The organism is Actinotalea endophytica (assembly GCF_025717005.1).
Taxonomy (GTDB): domain Bacteria; phylum Actinomycetota; class Actinomycetes; order Actinomycetales; family Cellulomonadaceae; genus Actinotalea.
Window position 1 is genome coordinate 241280 of record NZ_JAOVZU010000007.1, and the last position, 17057, is coordinate 258336.

At 73.8% G+C, this 17057-nt stretch carries 16 protein-coding genes; 6 read left to right on the forward strand and 10 right to left on the reverse strand.

What is annotated here, in order from left to right:
• Positions 1 to 112: 112 nt before the first annotated feature.
• From OEB99_RS13720 to OEB99_RS13740, 5 genes are read left to right on the forward strand one after another with little or no spacing between them, the layout of a single operon-like run.
• Positions 113 to 1312, forward strand: a complete 1200-nt coding sequence (locus OEB99_RS13720) for an LppM family (lipo)protein (protein WP_263577842.1) — start codon at positions 113 to 115, stop codon at positions 1310 to 1312.
• Complete coding sequence (locus OEB99_RS13725) at positions 1309 to 1704, forward strand: universal stress protein (RefSeq protein ID WP_263577843.1); 396 nt, start codon at positions 1309 to 1311, stop codon at positions 1702 to 1704. The genes OEB99_RS13720 and OEB99_RS13725 overlap by 4 nt, the downstream gene beginning before the upstream one ends.
• A 1-nt stretch (position 1705) precedes the next feature.
• Positions 1706 to 2665, forward strand: coding sequence for an alpha/beta hydrolase (locus OEB99_RS13730; protein WP_263577844.1), 960 nt, complete (start codon positions 1706 to 1708; stop codon positions 2663 to 2665).
• Positions 2662 to 3429, forward strand: a complete 768-nt coding sequence (gene trmB / locus OEB99_RS13735; protein ID WP_263577845.1) for a tRNA (guanosine(46)-N7)-methyltransferase TrmB — start codon at positions 2662 to 2664, stop codon at positions 3427 to 3429. The genes OEB99_RS13730 and trmB overlap by 4 nt, the downstream gene beginning before the upstream one ends.
• Positions 3430 to 3481: 52 nt before the next feature.
• On the forward strand, positions 3482 to 3952 hold the full coding sequence (locus tag OEB99_RS13740) for a hypothetical protein (protein WP_263577846.1): 471 nt from the start codon (positions 3482 to 3484) through the stop codon (positions 3950 to 3952).
• Here the strand turns inward: OEB99_RS13740 and OEB99_RS13745 are convergent, their stop codons facing one another.
• The 9 genes from OEB99_RS13745 to OEB99_RS13785 form a co-directional block, all read right to left on the reverse strand.
• Positions 3953 to 4441: a septum formation family protein gene (locus OEB99_RS13745; protein WP_263577847.1), complete on the reverse strand. Its 489-nt coding sequence runs from the start codon at positions 4439 to 4441 to the stop codon at positions 3953 to 3955.
• 103 nt (positions 4442 to 4544) lie between these two features.
• The gene (locus OEB99_RS13750; protein WP_263577848.1) at positions 4545 to 4946 is read right to left on the reverse strand and encodes a QcrA and Rieske domain-containing protein; all 402 of its coding nucleotides are present in this window, start codon (positions 4944 to 4946) and stop codon (positions 4545 to 4547) included.
• Positions 4947 to 5029: 83 nt separating this feature from the next.
• Positions 5030 to 5476, reverse strand: coding sequence for a DUF779 domain-containing protein (locus tag OEB99_RS13755; RefSeq protein ID WP_263577849.1), 447 nt, complete (start codon positions 5474 to 5476; stop codon positions 5030 to 5032).
• An 82-nt stretch (positions 5477 to 5558) separates the two neighbouring features.
• A complete protein-coding gene (adh, locus tag OEB99_RS13760; RefSeq protein ID WP_263577850.1) occupies positions 5559 to 7082 on the reverse strand; it encodes an aldehyde dehydrogenase in 1524 nt (507 codons plus the stop codon).
• A gap of 167 nt (positions 7083 to 7249) precedes the next feature.
• Positions 7250 to 8530 (reverse strand): sigma-54-dependent transcriptional regulator family protein, encoded by a 1281-nt coding sequence (locus OEB99_RS13765; protein ID WP_263577851.1) that lies wholly within the window; start codon positions 8528 to 8530, stop codon positions 7250 to 7252.
• A 52-nt stretch (positions 8531 to 8582) separates the two neighbouring features.
• On the reverse strand, positions 8583 to 10931 hold the full coding sequence (locus OEB99_RS13770) for a putative bifunctional diguanylate cyclase/phosphodiesterase (protein ID WP_263577852.1): 2349 nt from the start codon (positions 10929 to 10931) through the stop codon (positions 8583 to 8585).
• Positions 10932 to 11240: 309 nt separating this feature from the next.
• A complete protein-coding gene (locus OEB99_RS13775) occupies positions 11241 to 11429 on the reverse strand; it encodes a hypothetical protein (protein WP_263577853.1) in 189 nt (62 codons plus the stop codon).
• A 232-nt stretch (positions 11430 to 11661) separates the two neighbouring features.
• Positions 11662 to 12804: a DUF6544 family protein gene (locus OEB99_RS13780; RefSeq protein WP_263577854.1), complete on the reverse strand. Its 1143-nt coding sequence runs from the start codon at positions 12802 to 12804 to the stop codon at positions 11662 to 11664.
• On the reverse strand, positions 12801 to 13331 hold the full coding sequence (locus tag OEB99_RS13785) for a MarR family winged helix-turn-helix transcriptional regulator (RefSeq protein ID WP_263577855.1): 531 nt from the start codon (positions 13329 to 13331) through the stop codon (positions 12801 to 12803). The genes OEB99_RS13780 and OEB99_RS13785 overlap by 4 nt, the downstream gene beginning before the upstream one ends.
• Before the next feature lie 54 nt (positions 13332 to 13385).
• On the opposite strand from OEB99_RS13785, the gene OEB99_RS13790 reads away from it, so the two are divergent.
• Complete coding sequence (locus tag OEB99_RS13790) at positions 13386 to 14189, forward strand: class I SAM-dependent methyltransferase (protein ID WP_263577856.1); 804 nt, start codon at positions 13386 to 13388, stop codon at positions 14187 to 14189.
• A 46-nt stretch (positions 14190 to 14235) separates the two neighbouring features.
• Here OEB99_RS13790 and OEB99_RS13795 read toward each other — a convergent pair whose 3' ends face one another.
• Positions 14236 to 17004 (reverse strand): hypothetical protein, encoded by a 2769-nt coding sequence (locus tag OEB99_RS13795; RefSeq protein ID WP_263577857.1) that lies wholly within the window; start codon positions 17002 to 17004, stop codon positions 14236 to 14238.
• Between the last annotated feature and the right edge of the window lie 53 nt (positions 17005 to 17057).

Genomic DNA, 17057 nt, shown 5'->3' on the forward strand with positions numbered 1-17057 from the left:
CCGCTCAACTCTGCGTCTTCCAGGTGAACGCGGATGCTCGCAGATGCGAGGATTCACCATCCCGATCATCAAAGGGCTCCCGGCGCCGCCGCCGGGTCGGCAGGATGTCTGCATGACCGTCACCGACACCACCGGCACCGCGCGCCGGTCGATCGCCCGGCGCCGCGTCGTCGCGATCGGCGTGGCTGCGGCCAGCGTCCTCGCGCTGAGCGGGTGCATGAAGACCCAGTACGACATCGCGCTCAACCCGGACGACACCGCGTCGCTGTCCGTCGTCCTGGCGATCTCCGACGAGTTCGCCGAGTCCATGGACACCGACCCGCAGGACATGTTCGACGAGTACGACCTCGGTTCCGACGCACCGGAGGGTGCCAGCTCCGAGCCGTACGCCGAGGACGGCTACACGGGCATGCGGTACACCGTCGAGAACGCGCCGCTGTCGGCCGTCTCGAACGAGGAGCTCACCATCGAGCGGGACGGCGACGAGTTCGTCGTGTCCGGCTCGGTGGACCTCACCGACGAAGAGGGCATGGACACCACGGACACGTCCGACCCGATGACCCAGATGTTCCTCGACACGTTCGTCATGGAGTACTCGGTCACGTTCCCCGGAGCGGTCAGCGACCACAACGGCACGCTCGACGGCACCACCGTGACCTGGACCCCGCCGTATGGCGAGGTCACCGAGCTCAGCGCGCGCGGCTCGGCGATCGCCGGCGGCGAGGCGTCGCCGACCGAGGAGGCCACCGCGGAGCCGACCGACGAGGTCACCGCAGAGCCCGCCGAGGAGGTCACCGCAGAGCCGATCGACGCCGGGGACGACGCGACGTCCTCGGGCTCCGGCTTCCCGTGGTGGATCCTCATCGTCGCCGCCGTGGTGCTCGCCGCCGCGGTGACCGGGATCGTCCTGCTCGCCCGCCGCGGCGGGAGCGGGACCGCTGGCCCGACCACGTCGCTCCCGCCGGCCGGTGCCGCACCGGAGGGCCAGTGGCAGGCCGCACCCGCGCCGGGCTACGCACCCCCGCCCCCGCCGCCCGGGGCACAGCCGATGGCGCCGCCACCTCCGCCGGTGGCCGAGCAGCCGACCGCCGTGCTCCCGACGCCGGTGGCCGAGCAGCCGACGATCGAGGTCCCGACCTCGGGCGCGGAGCAGCCGACCGCCGAGGTCCCGGCACCCCCGCCCCCGCCGCCCGCACAGCCGCCGGCCGCAGAACCGACGGCCGCAGAACCGACGGCTCCGCCCGCCCCGGCGGCCCCGGAGACCCCGGAGACCCCGCCGCCGGCCGATCCGGAGGAGCCGCCGCGGCCATGATCATCATCGTGGGCTACACGCCCACCCCGCAGGGTGAGGCGGCTCTCGACCACGGCATCGCCGAGGCGCGCCACCACGGCGACGACCTGCTGGTCGTGAACGTCTCGGCCAGCAGCGACCCGCACGACGACACGTTCGCCACGGACACCGAGCTGGTGGACCTCGAGCATCGCCTCTCCGCCGAGGGCGTCGGGTTCCAGGTCCGCCAGCTGGTGCGCGGGCACGACGCTGCCGAGGAGATCCTCGCGCTCGAGAAGGACCAGCACGTCCGCGGGATCGTGATCGGCGTGCGGCGGCGCACACCCGTCGGCAAGCTGCTGCTCGGTTCGACGTCGCAGCGCATCCTGCTCGACGCGGACAGCCCGGTGATCGCGGTCAAGGCGGAGCACTGACGTGTGGCGGACCGACGTCCTCGGTCCCGGCTGGCAGGCACGGGACCTGCCGCTGCGGCCGGACGCGTACGGTGAGGCGCTCGCGACTCTGGTCCGTCCCGAGCCGGACGGAACGGCCCGCCGCGGGGCCGCGCTGTACGTGCACGGCTTCGTCGACTACTTCTTCCACCCGCACCTCGCCGACCTGTGGCACGGCCTCGGCCGCGAGCTGTACGCGATCGACCTGCGGGGCTACGGGCGGTCGATCCGACCGGGTCGTCCGCCGAACGTGGTGGCCGACATCTCCGTGCACGCCGAAGAGCTCGACGCCGCCGTACGCGTGCTGCGCGAGGAGCTCGGGCACGACGAGATCGTGGTCATGGGCCACTCCACGGGCGGCCTGATCGCCGCACTGTGGGCGCACGCCCGCGCCGCCCGGCCCGCCGGGCCGGCCCTGGACGCTCTCGTGCTGAACAGCCCATGGCTCGACCTCAACCGCGGCTGGTTCGACCGGACCGTCACCACGAGGGCGCTCGCGCCGCTGGCCCGGGTGGCCCCGGACCTCGAGGTCGGGCAGCTGGCACCGCACTACGGCGGGTGGCTGCACGACCCGGCCGGCGGCGGGTGGACCTACGACCTCGCCTGGAAGCCCGACGAGGGCTTCGGCGTGCGGGCCCGCTGGATGCGCTCGGTCCGCCGGGCGCAGAAGGCGGTCGCGCGGGGGCTGACGATCGACGTGCCGGTACTGGTCCTCACGTCGGACGCGTCCGGCCCGGCCGACCGGTGGCACGACGCGCTCGACCGCACCGACTCGGTGCTCTCGGTCGAGCAGACCCGGCGGCTCGCACCGCGGCTGGGCCACGACGTCACCCTGGTCACCGTGCCCGGCGGGGTGCACGACCTCGCGCTGTCCCCCGAGCCGGCCCGCACCGCCTACCTCGACGCCGTGGCGAGCTGGGTGGCCGAGCGGCTCGACGCGTGAACGACGTCGGCGCACGGTTCAGCCACGTGCGCGGCGAGCGCGGCGGCCCGGTGCGCACGTTCCACCCGCGCCGCAGCCCGCTCGGACCGGAACGGACCCGCGCGCTCGAGGAGCTGTGGCCGCGGTTCGGCTTCTCGGTGCACGACGAGGCGCTGGGCACCGGGCCGGTGGACGCCGCCGGTCACCTCGACACGACCGCCCTCTTCGGCCGCACCGCGCCGGTGGTGCTGGAGATCGGGTCGGGCATGGGTGAGGCGACGGTCGCGATGGCGGCTGCCGACCCGGACCGGGACTACCTCGCGGTCGAGGCCCACCTGCCGGGAGTGGCGAACCTGCTCGGCCTGATCGAGCGCACCGGCCTCAGCACGGTCCGGGTGGCGTACGGCGACGCGCTGGACCTCGTGGCCCGCATCGCGCCGGACGGTCTCGACGCGGTGCACGTGTTCTTCCCGGACCCGTGGCCCAAGGCGCGTCACCACAAGCGGCGGATCATCGCTCCGGACCGCGTGGCCCTGATCCGGTCCCGCCTGCGGCCCGGCGGTGTGCTGCACTGCGCGACCGACTGGGAGCCGTACGCCGAGGTGATGCTCGAGGTCCTGGCTGCCGACCCGGAGCTGGTGCACGACGGCCCGATGCCGCGCCCGCCGCACCGGCCGGTCACCGCGTTCGAGCGCCGCGGGATCGAGGCAGGCCACCACGTCACCGACGTCGTCGCGACCCGGGTGAGCACGACCGGCCGCCATTCCGGTGACGAGGCCGGGTGAAAACCGGGTTGCACCGGAGCGCACGCGGACAATCCGGACATACCGTCGCTCCATGGAGCACATCGACATGTCCCCCCAGGCCGTGGCCGAGGCAATCGAGCGGTCCCGGATCGAGCTCCTCAACCAGGGTCCCTGGTCGGAGCTCCGCGAGTCGGAGCGCACCGTCCGCCTGGACGTGCTGATGCGCGCGATGGCGGCCGGCGGTGTCACCGCAGGTCTCGCCCAGCTGCGCGCCCGCGCCGATGCGGTCGACGATCTCAGCGCGCGGCTCGCCGAGCTCCGCGAGACGTCCGCACGGGAGCGGATCGAGCACGAGCAGCGGGTCGCCACGCTGAACGACCGGGTCGCCGAGCTGCGGCGCAAGGTCGAGCAGGCCGAGGCTCAGCGGGCGGCGGCGCAGGAGTACATCGACGAGCTGGAGACGGTGATGAAGGGCGCCGAGCGCGCGCCGGTGTCGCCCGACGCGGACGGCACTGCACCGCGTGGCCTGCTCGGCCGGATGCGCACCGGCGCGAAGCGCTGATCAGCGTCCGGCGTCGCGCAGGGTGCTGGTGACCCCGTCGATGTCGGACGCGATGCACAGGACCTCACGGTCGCCGAGGTCGTTCCAGCCGTCCTCGACGGGGTACATCGGGAACATGTCGATCACCGACTCCTCGTAGGTCACGCCCACGAAGCTCGCGAACTCCTCCTCGCAGTACGTCCACGCCTGCTCGCTCACGACGTCCTCGCCCGGGTACTCCTCGCCGGTCAGCTGCGTGCTCGCGTACACCTCGGCGTCGTGCTCCTCGCCGCACGGCACGAACGGGATCTCCTCGACGTACTCGGTGAGGCCGGTCGAGTCGAAGCAGTCGCCGACCTCGAGCGAGAACGCACCCTCGGTCGACGCCTCGGTCACCTGGCCGCTCTCGTCCCGCTGCGGCTCGTCGGAGAACAGCCCGCTGACGGCGGAGCAACCGCCGAGGCTGACCGCACCGAGCACGAGCGCAGCGGACAGGACGGTGTGACGCATGGATTCCCCCAGGTGGCCGGCGGCGACGCCGCGACGAGCGCACCCGCGGACTCCGGGTGCGCAGTCGAACCTAGCGGGCCGGCACCCGCTCGTGCTGGGACGGTCAGGCCTCGACGACCTCGCCGTCCACGACCTTGACCGCGACCGACGGCAGCGGCGTGATCGCCGGCCCGCGAAGGACGTCGCCGGTGGCGGCGTCGAAGGCCGACCCGTGGCACGGACAGTCCAGCTCGTCGCCGTTGGCCTGCACCTGGCAGCCGGCGTGCGTGCAGATCGCGCTGAACGCCACGACGGTGCCCTCGGTGGGCTGGGCGACCATGATCGCGTCGCCGGCCGCCGTGGTCGCGGGAGCCGCGCCGCCGACCGGCACGTCGGACAGTGCGAGGAGCGCGCTGCCCGGTGACGCCGGGCTGCCGACGGTGGGCTGCTTCGGCGCGCAGGCGGCGACGACGCCGGCCGCGCCCACGGCAGCGGTCCCGACCAGGAAGTGTCGACGGTTGATCATCCAGTCTCCTCGGTGCTCGCGGAGCGAGGGGGTCGGGACCCATCGTGCCCGCTCGGGCCGCGAACGTCCCGCGCAGCGGCGGCTCAGACCCCGCCGACCGCCTCCGCGGCCATCAGCGACTCCGACTCGGCGTCGGTGAACAGCCGCGAGCGGATCAGGAACCGCTTGCCCTCGGGCGCCTCGAGCGAGAAGCCCGCGCCGCGACCGTCGACCACGTCGATGGTCAGGTGGGTGTGCTTCCAGTACTCGAACTGCGCACGACTCATCCAGACCGGCACCGCCTGGTCCGCGTCGACCGAGCCCGGCTCGGCCGGGACGCGCAGGTCACCGAGGTGCACGTCCGCGTCGCCGACCAGGAAGTCGCCGTCCGGGTAGCACATCGGCGAGGAGCCGTCGCAGCACCCGCCGGACTGGTGCACCATCAGTGGCCCGTGCCGACGGGCGAGGGCTCGCAGCAGCGCCGCGGCCTCCGAGGTGACCGCGACGCGGTCCACGCCGGCTCGCCTCGCCACGGCAGAAGGCTGATCCATCGTTCCTCCTCCTCGCGGCGCACGGCCGGCCGGGTGAGCACCCTCGGGCACCACGACCCGGCCGGCCGCCGCCGCGTGCCGATCAGAAGAAGCCGAGCTTCTCGCCCGAGTAGTTGACCAGCAGGTTCTTGGTCTGCTGGTAGTGGTCGAGCATCATCTTGTGCGTCTCGCGGCCGATGCCGGAGCCCTTGTACCCGCCGAACGCCGCGGCCGCCGGGTACGCGTGGTAGCAGTTCGTCCAGACCCGGCCGGCCTCGATCTCCCTGCCGGCGCGGTAGGCGACCGCCTGCTCGCGCGACCACACGCCGGCGCCCAGGCCGTAGAGCGTGTCGTTGGCGATCGAGATCGCGTCGTCGAAGTCCTGGAACGACGTCACCGAGACCACCGGCCCGAAGATCTCCTCCTGGAAGATCCGCATCGAGTTCTTGCCCTCGAACACCGTCGGGGAGATGTAGTACCCGCCCTCGAGGTCGCCGCCGAGGCCCGCCCGCTCGCCACCGCACAGCAGCTTCGCGCCCTCGGCCTTGCCGATGTCGATGTAGGACAGGATCTTCTCCATCTGGTCGTTGGAGGCCTGCGCACCGATCATCGTCTCCGTGTCCAGCGGGTTGCCCTGCTTGACCGCCCGGGTGCGCTCCAGCGCGTCGGCCAGGAAGTCGTCGTAGATGGACTCCTGGATCAGGGCGCGTGACGGGCAGGTGCACACCTCGCCCTGGTTGAGGGCGAACATCGTGAAGCCCTCGAGCGCCTTGTCGTAGTACGAGTCCCGGTCCCGCGCGACGTCCTCGAAGAAGATGTTCGGGCTCTTGCCGCCGAGCTCGAGCGTCACCGGGATGATGTTCTGGCTGGCGTACTGCATGATCAGCCGCCCGGTGGTGGTCTCGCCGGTGAACGCGATCTTGCGGATCCGCGGGCTGGACGCGAGCGGCTTGCCGGCCTCCACGCCGAACCCGTTGACGACGTTCAGCACGCCGGCCGGAAGCAGGTCCGCGATCAGCTCGACCAGCACCAGGATCGAGGCCGGCGTCTGCTCGGCGGGCTTGAGCACCACACAGTTGCCTGCCGCGAGCGCGGGTGCCAGCTTCCAGGTCGCCATGAGGATCGGGAAGTTCCACGGGATGATCTGGCCGACCACGCCGAGCGGCTCGTGGAAGTGGTAGGCGATCGTGTCGCCGTCGATCTCGGAGATCGAGCCCTCCTGCGCGCGGATCGCACCGGCGAAGTACCGGAAGTGGTCGATCGCGAGCGGGATGTCCGCGGCGAGCGTCTCGCGGATCGGCTTGCCGTTCTCCCAGGTCTCGGCGACCGCCAGCAGCTCGAGGTTCTGCTCCATCCGGTCGGCGATCCGGTTGAGGATGTTGGCCCGCTCGGTCGCGGTCGTGCGGCCCCAGGTCTTCGCCGCGGCGTGCGCGGCGTCCAGGGCCTTCTCGATGTCGTCGGCGTTGCCGCGCGCGACCTCGCAGAACGTCCGGCCGGTGACCGGCGTCGGGTTCTCGAAGTACTCGCCCGACGACGGCGGCACGTACTCCCCGCCGATCCAGTGGTCGTAGCGGTCCCGGAACCTCACGATCGAGTCGGCGGTGCCCGGTGCGGCGTACACGGTCATGGCTGAACCTCCGTAGCCGGTGGGACGTGGCCGCAGGCCCGCCCCGCGCCGCCTCGTCGCGACGCGCGGGCACGGTAGGTCGCGCGGGGTTGCAGGACCGTTGCACGCCCGCCGGACCGGCCGCGGGGCTCGGCGCCGTCGCGGCGCCGAGGGCGGGGCGCGCGGCGTCAGGCCAGGTCGTCGTCGAGCATGCGCAGCCGCGCCCGGGCCCGTGCCGCGCCGGGCGACCCCGGGGGCAGCAGCGCGACGAGCCGCTCGGCGGCCGCGAAGTCGTCGGCACCGGCCGGGCTGAGCGACCACGCGAGCACCGCGGCGACATCGTCGGTCTCCTCGACCGCTGCCCGCACGTCCACGTCGAGCTCGGTGCGCAGGCGCGCGACGCCCGGTGCGTCCGAGCGTGGCAGGACCGGGCCCTTGTAGAGGCGCACCGCGTCACCGACGGCGCCGCGGTCGAGCAGCTCCCGGACCTGGCCGCCGTCCCAGACCAACCCGTCCGCCGGCCGGTACGGGCGCGACCCCGCGACGAGCTCCTCGGAGACCCGCCTCAGCCGGGACACCTCGGCGCGTACCGTGACGTCGCTCAGCCCGTCGGGGTGCAGCAGGGCGCCGAGCTCGTCGGCGCCGAGTCCGCGCGGGTGCGCGGCCAGGAGCACGAGGATCTCCGAGTGGCGCAGCGTGAGGCTCCCGCCCGGCACGCCCGGACCGGTCAGCGCACCGGTCGACCTGCCGAGCGCGTCGAGCCGGAGGCCCGGGCCGACCAGCGCCCCCGCGTCGCGGTGCCAGCCCTGGTGGAACGCACGCACCGCGAGCTCCGCCTCCATCGCGGCCACCGTCGCGCGCACCAGTGGGAGCATGTGCGGCGCGGCCGCCCCGTCACGGCCGGTGACGTCGAGCACCCCGAGCTGGTGCCCGAACGCGTCGTGCACGGGCGCCGCGGAGCAGCTGAACGGCTGCACCGGGAGCGCGAAGTGCTCCGCGGAGAACACCTGGACCTCGTGGTCGGTGGCCAGGGCGATGCCCGGCGCGTTGGTCCCGGCCCGGTCCTCGGCCCAGAGCGCGCCCTCGACGAAGCCCGCGGACTCGACCGCGCGGCGCACCGCACGGTCCCCCTCGACCCAGAGCAGCCGGCCGCCGGCGTCGGCGAGCGCGACGACCAGGCCCTCCTGCGACCCGTCCAGCAGGATCCGGCGGGCCAGCGGCAGCAGCGCGGCGAGCGGGTGGTCCCGGCGGTAGGCGGCCAGCTCGGCGGCCGGCATGCTCGCGTCGACCTCGGGGCGTTCCGGGTCCACCCCGCAGCGTCGGCTGCGCTGCCAGGAGTCCAGCACCACGCGTCGGACCGCGCCGGGTCGTCGCCCGGAGAGGAACTCCTCGTGCGCGTGGCGCAGCCGGCTCTCCAGCTGCACCGTGTCGGTACCGGCGGGCAACGCCGCCCACGGACTGGTGACCATGCGGTCCTCTCGACCCCGTCGTCGGTGGGGTGAGGGTAACCCGGCCCGGGTCTCAGCGCTCCTGCGGCGCGGTGACGTGCTCGGCCGCCCAGCGCTCGGCCCAGGCGAGCACGTCCGCCTCGGGCATCGGCCGGGCGACGTGGAAACCCTGGACGTGGTCACAGCCGGTCGCGCGCAGCGCGCTCATCGTCTCGCCGTCCTCGACGCCCTCGGCCACCACCTCGAGGTCGAGCCGGTGGGCGAGCTCGACCACCGAGTGCACGAGCGAGCCGTCCCGGGCCGAGGTGAGCATGTCCGTGACGAAGCTGCGGTCGATCTTGATGTCGTCGACCGGCAGGCTCTTGAGGTAGCTCATCGAGGAGTACCCCGTGCCGAAGTCGTCGATCGAGAGCCGGACCCCGAGCTCCTTGAGCTGGTCCATCGTGGCGACCGCCCGCGCCGGGTCGTCGACCAAGGTCTCCTCGGTGATCTCGAGGCACAGCCATCCCGGGTCCACGTCGGCGGCCCGCAGGAACGCGTCGACCCGTTGGGTCAGCGTCACGTCGACCAGGGCGCGCGGCGACAGGTTGACGGCCACCCGCGCGTCGATGCCGTGCGCACGCCACCGCGCCAGCGCGGCCAGGGCACGCTCGAGCACCACGTCGGTGAGCTGGTGGATGATCGACGTGCTCTCCGCGACGGGGATGAACGTGCCGGGCTGCACCATCCCTCGGGTCGGGTGGTGCCACCGGATCAGCGCCTCGAAGGACGCCGGACGGTCGGTGTCCAGCGCGACGATCGGCTGGAAGTACACGTCGAGCTGCCCGCCGCTCTCGAGCGCCCGTCGCAGGTCGCCGAGCAGGCCGAGCTGCGACGCGTCGTCGGTGTCCTGCACGTCGCGGTAGAGCGTCACGCCGGCGCGGCTGCGCTTGGCCGCGTGCATCGCGACGTCGGCGTGCTGCAGCAGGAGGTGGACGTCGTCGCCGTCGGCGGGCGCCCAGGCGATCCCGATGCTCACCTCGACGTCGAGGGTGAGGTCTCCGACGGCGAACGGCTCGTGCAGCGCGGACCGCAGCCGGTAGGCGAGCGCGAGGACCGTCATCACCCCTGCGTGACCGCCGCTGAGCACCACGAACTCGTCACCACCGAGCCGCGCGCAGACGTCGTCGGGCCGGATGTGCTCGCCGATCCGGTCGGCGACCCGGCGCAGCAGCTCGTCGCCCGTCGAGTGCCCGAGCACGTCGTTGATCTGCTTGAAGCGGTCGAGGTCGAGGTACAGCAGCGCGACCAGCCGGTCCCGACCACGGTCCCGCGCGAGCAGGCGCCGGGCGCGCTCGCCGAGCTCCGACCGGCTCGGCAGGCCGGTGAGCTCGTCGTGCGCCGCCTGGTGGGCGAGGCGCTCCTCGAAGGCGCGACCCTCCTCGAACCGCAACGCGTTGGCCAGCGCGGCTGCCGCGTGGCTCGAGAGGAGGCTCAGGCCGTCGGCGACCCGCACGTCCACCGGGGTCGCCAGCCGCCCGACGAGCAGCGCCTCGACGGCATCACCCGCGCCGATCCCGGCGGCCACCACCACCTGCCCCGGGTCCGCCGGGGCGGTCTCGACGGTGGCCCACCCGAGGTCCTGCGTCGCGGTGGCGACCTGGTCGAACGATCCGGTGAGGTCGTACCCGTCGTCGCCCTCGGACGGCTCACCGAGCCGTCCGGTGCGCGACCAGACCTGCGCCTCGGCGAAGCCCAGCTGTTCGGCGGCGGCCGTGACCTCACGGATCACGGTCGGTACGTCGAGGGCCGACATCCGGCGCGCGGCCGCCGCGACCGCACGGAGCTGGTCGACCTCGGCCTCACCGGCGGCGGTGCTGGCGATCTGCTCGTTGAGCCGCCTCGTGAGCCCGACCAGCAGGAACGTGACGATGCCGAGCACACCGATCCGGTAGGTGAGCGAGTCGAGGCTCAGCGACGGGGTCCCGGCCACGCGGTGGGACACCTCGAGCCCGAGCACGTATCCCAGCGAGAGCACCACCCAGGTCACTGCCGAGGCCCGTGCCCATCGACGCAGCGACGCCTCGGCGACCGGCAGGAGCAGCAGCGTCCACAGCGCGCTGGCCGCGTCGAACGCGAAGCACATGATGAGCATCAGGATCGCGACCGAGTCGACGACCAGCCCGACCACCCGCCGGGTGCCCACCGGCACGGGCGTCGACGTCCTTCGGGCGACCAGCTCGGCCACGTTGACCAGGACGAGGAGCCCGGCCGGGACCAGACCCCACCACAGCGAGTACCGGGGTACCGAGACGCCGTCGGTCGGCACGTAGAGCGCGAGCTGCAGGACGGTCAGGGCTGCGCCGAGCCAGCGCGCGCGGATCACGATCGCGTCGCCGTCGTCCGCACCACTGGGCTCGCGCGGCGCGCGGGCCAGCCCCATGACGCGCCTCCGTCCCGGCTCGGGCGGCCCTCGGTACGGGCTCGACCTCGTGTGCAGACACATCGGCGGGACGAGCGCGCGTCTGAGCACTCGGAACCGTGTCATGACCGGGCGCGACGCGGCTCTCTTCAGATATGGGGAGTGAAGAGGTCGTCACGGGTCAGCTGCCCGTACCGTGCGCGGCGCGTCCGTCGACCGGGTTCGTGCACCTCGACGGACCGTGCCGGTGCTTCGTCGGCGGGCCCCCGCCGGAGTTCCCGCCCGGGGACGGCGATCCGGAACCGGCGCCGGCCGCCGCCTGACGGACAGCTAGGCGGTCGGTTCGTCCTCGTGCGGCTCGGTGTACGGGTCGGGCACATCTCCCGGGGTCCCGGCGCCGGCCCGGCGCACGGTGTGCCCGGTGTCCGACTCGTGGATGTCCGCGGCGCTCCAGGCCGAGCTGCCGGAGACGTGCCACTCGCAGTCCTCGCAGGTCGCGGTACGCAGCACTGGACTCATGGCCTCGATCCAATCGCACCTCGGCAGCACGCGCCAGATGCCGCGCTCGGGGGCCGGCCGCCGTCGTACCGGTTCGTGACGGTTCGCACCGGTTTCGCGCCGCGCCCCGGACCGGGAATGTTCCGGGCCTGCGGACGCTTGACACCCGTGTGGCCGGCCCGGTTCATGTCCCCCGGGCCTCATACTCAGCCGCTACGAGCGGCCAGCCGCCGAGAGGCGACTGCCGGGCCGGTCACGCACCCGCGATCTCGACCGAGTCGATCGTCGTCTCGATGTACGTGTAGGTGCCCTCCGGCGCGTCCCACACCGCGGCGCCCGCCCCGGCGACCCGTCCGATCGGCATCTCGCGGTGCCCGGTCAGCGGGGTCGACCAGGGCATCTGCTCGACGGTCCGGCCGTCGGTGCGCGATCGGTCCTCGGAGCGGAAGTCGACCAGGTCACCCGCGTCGTCGAGCACCAGGGTGGCGGCGACCTCGTGGCCCCCGCAGGCCAGGCGCACCACGACGTGGTGGTCGTCGACCTCGGCCCACGTCACCGGCGCGTCCAGCAGCGCCGCGGGGGCCATCATGCACACGTCGTTCAGCACCGTGACGGTCTCCGCCTTCCCCATCTCGCGCCCCTCGACCGACACGACGGGCACCATCGACGCGACCCGCGCGTGCATCGACGCGTCGCCCTCCCGGTACACGTGCAGAACGTCGACCGGGAGGCCGCGCATCGTCGCGTCCATCCGGAACCACCGCGTCCAGGTGTCGCCGACGGTGTTGACCTGCTCGGCGGCGAAGGTCATCCACGGCGCGTCCTCGGTGCTGCGGATCCGGCCGCGCATCACCGCTCGGAACGCCAGGGGCCGGGGCCGCCCGACCACGCCGGCCCGGCGCAGCCAGCGCGCTGCCGGTGCGGGCAGCGGCTCGAGGTCGGCCTCGGTGACCACCGGGCCGGCACAGGCGCCGCGGTCGACCTCGACGGCGTGGCGCCGGTAGCGGGCACGCCGGCTGCGCGGGCCTTCGGCGAACCACGCGTGCAGCACGGCGGCGCCCAGGACGACGCTGCCGGCGGTCCCGGCGAACGCCTGCGGCCACGAGACCACGATCAGTGTCTGGGAGAGGACCAGCGCGGGTAGCCCCAGCCACCACCAGTGGCGCCGCCCGAGGCCGAGGCCCACACCGGACCCGACCACCGCTGCCGCAGCAAGGAACCACAGCCAGCCGGGCGCCGCGCCTGTGCCCTCGGGCGTGCCGAGGACGCCGATCAGGTGCACGAGGCCGTGCAGCACGATGAGGACGGCGACGACGACGCGCACCGCGTCGCCGGCGCGGCGCGGGCGGGCCGGCGGCCGTGTGGCGGTCGCGGCGACGGTCGGGACGGCGGTCATGAAAGCTCCTGGAGGTGCGTGATCCAGCGGGACACGAGGCGGTCGAGCTCGTCGACCTCGGACGCGGCGAAGCAGCCGAACAGCGCGCCGAGAAGGGCCTGCTGCTCGGCGGCGACCGCGGGTTCGTCGAACACGGCGACCTTGGCCGTGAGCGCGAGCCGGGTCGCTCGGGCGTCGCGCGAGTCGCTCTCGAGCGTGAGGTATCCGCGGTCCGCGAGCTGTCCGGCGATCTGGCGGACGTTCTGCCGCGAGGTCCCAAACACGGCGGCCGCCTCGCTCAGGGTGGGCGCCACCCCGGGGAAGGCGCGCACCAGCACCGCCAGCAGCAACCACTGCCGGCTGGTCAGACCGAAGGGCACGAGCGACTCGTCGGCCCTGCGGGTCAGGTGCTGGAACAGCACGAACAGCTGACCGAAGAGGTGGTCGAACGGGTGGTCGGTCGGGTGGTCGGTCGGGTGGTCGGTCGGACCGGCCGACGACTCGGGCAGGTCGCCGGCGCGGCGCGGGGGGACTGGCGCGTCCGTCATATGCGTAATATATTACGCATCTCAGTCCGATGGAAGCCCAGGCAAGGAGGCCCGGTGACCCACCCCGACGTCATCCCGTTCACGCCGAGCGACGCACCGTTCTGGGCGGACCCGTGGATCGGCGCCCAGCTCCTGGCGGCCCACCTCGACGACCGGCACGAGGCCGCCAGCCGCGCGCCCGCCGTGCTCGACCGCGCCGTGGCCCACCTCGTCGCGCGCGGTCTGGCCGGGCCCGGCGTGCGGGTGCTCGACCTCGGCTGCGGACCGGGTCTCGTCTCGACCCGGCTGGCCGCCGTGGGCTGCGAGGTCACCGGTGTCGACATCAACCGCCGTTCGCTCGCCCACGCCAGGGCGACCGCGGGCGACCTGCCCGTCACCTACCGCGAGCAGGACTTCCGCACCCTCGACGACGACGGCGCGTTCGACCTCGTCCTGCAGTCCTACGGCGAGCTCGCGACCTTCGACCCCGACACCCTCGACGGCGTGCTGGGCGCCGTGCACCGCGCGCTGCGGCCGGCCGGCGCGCTGGTGTTCGACATGTCGACGCCGCACGCCCACCCGCCGCGTCCGGACAGCGAGGAGTCCGACGGCGCGGGCTTCTGGCGGCCGCACCCGCACCGGGTTCGCGAGTCCCGCCACCACTACCCCGACGACGTCTGCTGCGACCGGTACGAGGTCACCGACGAGACCGGGACGACGACCTACCGCATGTGGTTCGCCGACCGGACCCCCGCCACGCTCGAGCCCGTGCTCGCCCGGGCCGGCTTCGCGGTCGAGGAGCTGTGGGGCTCGCTCGCGGGCGACGAGTACGACCCGGGCTCCGCCTGGTTCGCGGTGCTCGCTCGCCGCACCCCCTGAACCGGGTGCCGCAGTCGTTCCGCGGTCCGCCGTCGCTCGCCGCCGGTCAGCGACCCAGCCGCGCGACCAGGTCCGCCATCGCGTGCCGGTACTCCGCGGTGCGCGGGTAGTTGCTGTGCGTGCCGATCACCGGCACGTAGCCGGTCGCGTCGATCTCCTCGGCCGGACGATCCACCGGGTTCGGCCAGTAGGCGTACGCGGGCATGCCGAGGAAGTCGGTCCGCCGCCACAGGTTGACCCACAACGGGGCAGCGCCGGGTGCGGGCGTGAGCCGCTCGAGCAGGGTGCCGTCCGCCGGCGTCGGGAGCGGCTCGCCGGTGCGGTGCGGCGGGTCCGCGCCGGCCCAGGGGTCCGGCCCCGTCGTCCCCGGTGAGCACGGCAGGTTCCCCAGGGCCGCGGGTCCGAGCATCTCCGGCAGGATCCGCCCGAAGTAGGGACGCAGCTGGGACCCGAAGGTGAGCAGTGCGATCCGCCCACGCGCCCGGCCCTTCGCATCCCCGGCGCTGCGGCACATGAAGAAGGCCGCGACGGCCAGCACGCAGCCCAGCGAGTGGGCACCGAGCACGACCCGGCGACGGCCCGCGTCACTCGACCCGTTCGGCAGGTCCGTACCGTCGAGCCACGCGTCGATCCGGGCCGCCAGCTCGGGGACCGCACGCTCGGCGTAGCACGGCGGGCCCAACGGGTGGCCGCCCCGCGGCAGCACGCACATCAGGTCCCAGGTCAGCGCGATCGGCCGCCCCTTCTGCTGGTCGGGCGCCGTGACGACCCGGATCAGCAGCGCAGCGAAGAGGAGCGAGTTGGTCCACAGGCCCAGGGCCGCGAGCGGCGCGAACCACGGCTGGTCGACCAGCGTCAGCGCGGGCCCGTCGTCCGCGTGCATCGCGTCGTCGACCGACAGGATCGCCGTCACCGTCAGCGCCACACCCATCGCCACCGCGACCGCTCCGACCATCCAGATCGCGCGCTGGCTCAGGGCGGCGAGCGTCCGGGTCCGGCGCCGCAGGACCCGCAGGTCCAGCCGCTCGCGGAGCTCCTTGAGGCGCCCGGCCGGCTGCAGCACACCCTGGTCGTGCAGGGCCCGCACCAGGGCGGCGTGGTCCGGCGGGCGGGGCTCGTCGATCTCACCGATCAGCCGCCCACGCGGCAGCAGGAGCACCAGGTAGCCGACGATCACCACCAGCGCGACGACCAGTGCGATCACGCTGGCCACCGCGGACTCGACGTAGGTGATCGGCACGAGCAGGCGCGCACCGGTCGCCGCGGGGTCGTCCGGCACGGCCGGGGACAGCTGCGCGGCCGACTGGCCGGCGTTGAGCCAGTCGCCGGTGGCCACGACGACCACACCGGCGCCGGCGACCGCCACGCCCAGGGCGACGAGCAGCATGACCCCGGGGCCCCGGCCGAGCCACGCCTCGGCCCGACGGCGACCCGCCGCGACGATGCAGATCACGCCGTAGGCCACGGCAAGGGCGCCGGCTGCACCGAGCGCCGGGATGCTCTCCGGCCACACCACCACGAGCACCAGCGAGGCCCCGAGCACCCACGCGACCGACCCGGTGGTCCGAACCGCCCTCGCCGAGCCGCGCCAGGTGAGCCCACCCATCGCGACGATCAGCAGCGTCACCAGCAGCACGCCCTGGATCAGGTCGATCCCCGGGAGCGTGCTGCGCTCGACCGTCGTGACGTCGCGGGCCAGCGCCACGAGCTCGACGACCAGCGCGGCGACCGACGTGACGAGCAGCGCCACGATGAGCCGGGCGCGGACGTTGCCGGCACCCGGCCGCACGTCGTCGGCCGTCGTCACCGCCGCGAGCCAGCCGGCGGCGAGCATCACGAGCAGGGCGACCACGCCGAGCACGAGCTGCACCCACCCGGCGGCCTCCCCGCGGACGGGGAGGCACGCGGTGAGGTTGCGCACCGTCGTGGTGATCGTCTGGCACTCGGAGTCCCGGCTCCAGCCCTGGGCGATCGCGGCGAACAGGGTGACCAGGGCCAGACCGCCGGCGAGGTGCACGAACGACCAGGAGCGGGTCAGAGCCCATCGGGACCACAGCCGCGGGTCGGCCAACGTCGGGTCGGCCGCCGCGCCGGCATCGGCCGCCGGGGCCCCGGAGGCCGCGGGCGCGTGGTTCTGGGTGGGCATCTCGTACCGGTTGCTCGACCCCCGGCTGAGCCACCAGAGCAGCAGCAGCAGCGCGACCGGGACGAGCGAGCCCAGGGCCATCCGCTGCGGCCAGGACAGCACGGACAGGCCCGCCAACCAGGTCGGCAGCTCCCGGCACTCGGTGCGGGAGGACAGGCACTGGGTCGCGAACAGCCAGCAGGCGACGGTCTCCGCGGCGCTGACCCACAGCAGCGTCAGGCCGTAACCGAACAGCCGGACCTGCTTCGCGCCCCGCCCGTACTGCGGGCGACCCTGCGCGTCCCTGGCTCGCAGCGCCCGTGTCCAGTACGCCGCGTTCGTGAGGCCGAACGGGATGAGCAGCATCCAGCCCGCCCGGCTCAGCCGGACCACCCAGGTGTTCGCCGCGGCCCAGGACGGCACGCCGGACTCCCGCGCCATCGGCCCCCACGAGTACGCCTCGCGCCGGACGGTCGGCGGCACGTAGTCGGCCGGGACCGGCTCACCGCCGGCGGCGTCGAGGTCGGCCCGGGCGCGGTCGAGCGCGTCGGAGGTCGGCGTCCAGAAGCTCCCGGCGCTGTCCCCCCGGGACCGCTCCACGGACTCCTCCGGGACCTCGAGGAGGTCGTAGGGAGCCGTGTTGTTCACGCCGTGGATGCGCAGCTCGAGGATGTGGGGTTCGGATCGCATGGCGTTCGCGCCTCCTCGCGCGCCGCGTGCAGACCGCACCCAGCCAGCCACCG

Coding starts and splice junctions, on each gene's coding strand:
- OEB99_RS13720 (WP_263577842.1), top strand. CDS start 113: ATGACCGTCACCGACACCACCGGCACCGCGCGCCGGTCGATCGCCCGG.
- OEB99_RS13725 (WP_263577843.1), top strand. CDS start 1,309: ATGATCATCATCGTGGGCTACACGCCCACCCCGCAGGGTGAGGCGGCT.
- adh (WP_263577850.1), bottom strand. CDS start 7,082: ATGACCGTGTACGCCGCACCGGGCACCGCCGACTCGATCGTGAGGTTC.
- OEB99_RS13765 (WP_263577851.1), bottom strand. CDS start 8,530: ATGGTCACCAGTCCGTGGGCGGCGTTGCCCGCCGGTACCGACACGGTG.
- OEB99_RS13740 (WP_263577846.1), top strand. CDS start 3,482: ATGGAGCACATCGACATGTCCCCCCAGGCCGTGGCCGAGGCAATCGAG.
- OEB99_RS13775 (WP_263577853.1), bottom strand. CDS start 11,429: ATGAGTCCAGTGCTGCGTACCGCGACCTGCGAGGACTGCGAGTGGCAC.
- OEB99_RS13755 (WP_263577849.1), bottom strand. CDS start 5,476: ATGGATCAGCCTTCTGCCGTGGCGAGGCGAGCCGGCGTGGACCGCGTC.
- OEB99_RS13770 (WP_263577852.1), bottom strand. CDS start 10,931: ATGGGGCTGGCCCGCGCGCCGCGCGAGCCCAGTGGTGCGGACGACGGC.
- OEB99_RS13780 (WP_263577854.1), bottom strand. CDS start 12,804: ATGACCGCCGTCCCGACCGTCGCCGCGACCGCCACACGGCCGCCGGCC.
- OEB99_RS13750 (WP_263577848.1), bottom strand. CDS start 4,946: ATGATCAACCGTCGACACTTCCTGGTCGGGACCGCTGCCGTGGGCGCG.
- OEB99_RS13795 (WP_263577857.1), bottom strand. CDS start 17,004: ATGCGATCCGAACCCCACATCCTCGAGCTGCGCATCCACGGCGTGAAC.
- OEB99_RS13785 (WP_263577855.1), bottom strand. CDS start 13,331: ATGACGGACGCGCCAGTCCCCCCGCGCCGCGCCGGCGACCTGCCCGAG.
- OEB99_RS13745 (WP_263577847.1), bottom strand. CDS start 4,441: ATGCGTCACACCGTCCTGTCCGCTGCGCTCGTGCTCGGTGCGGTCAGC.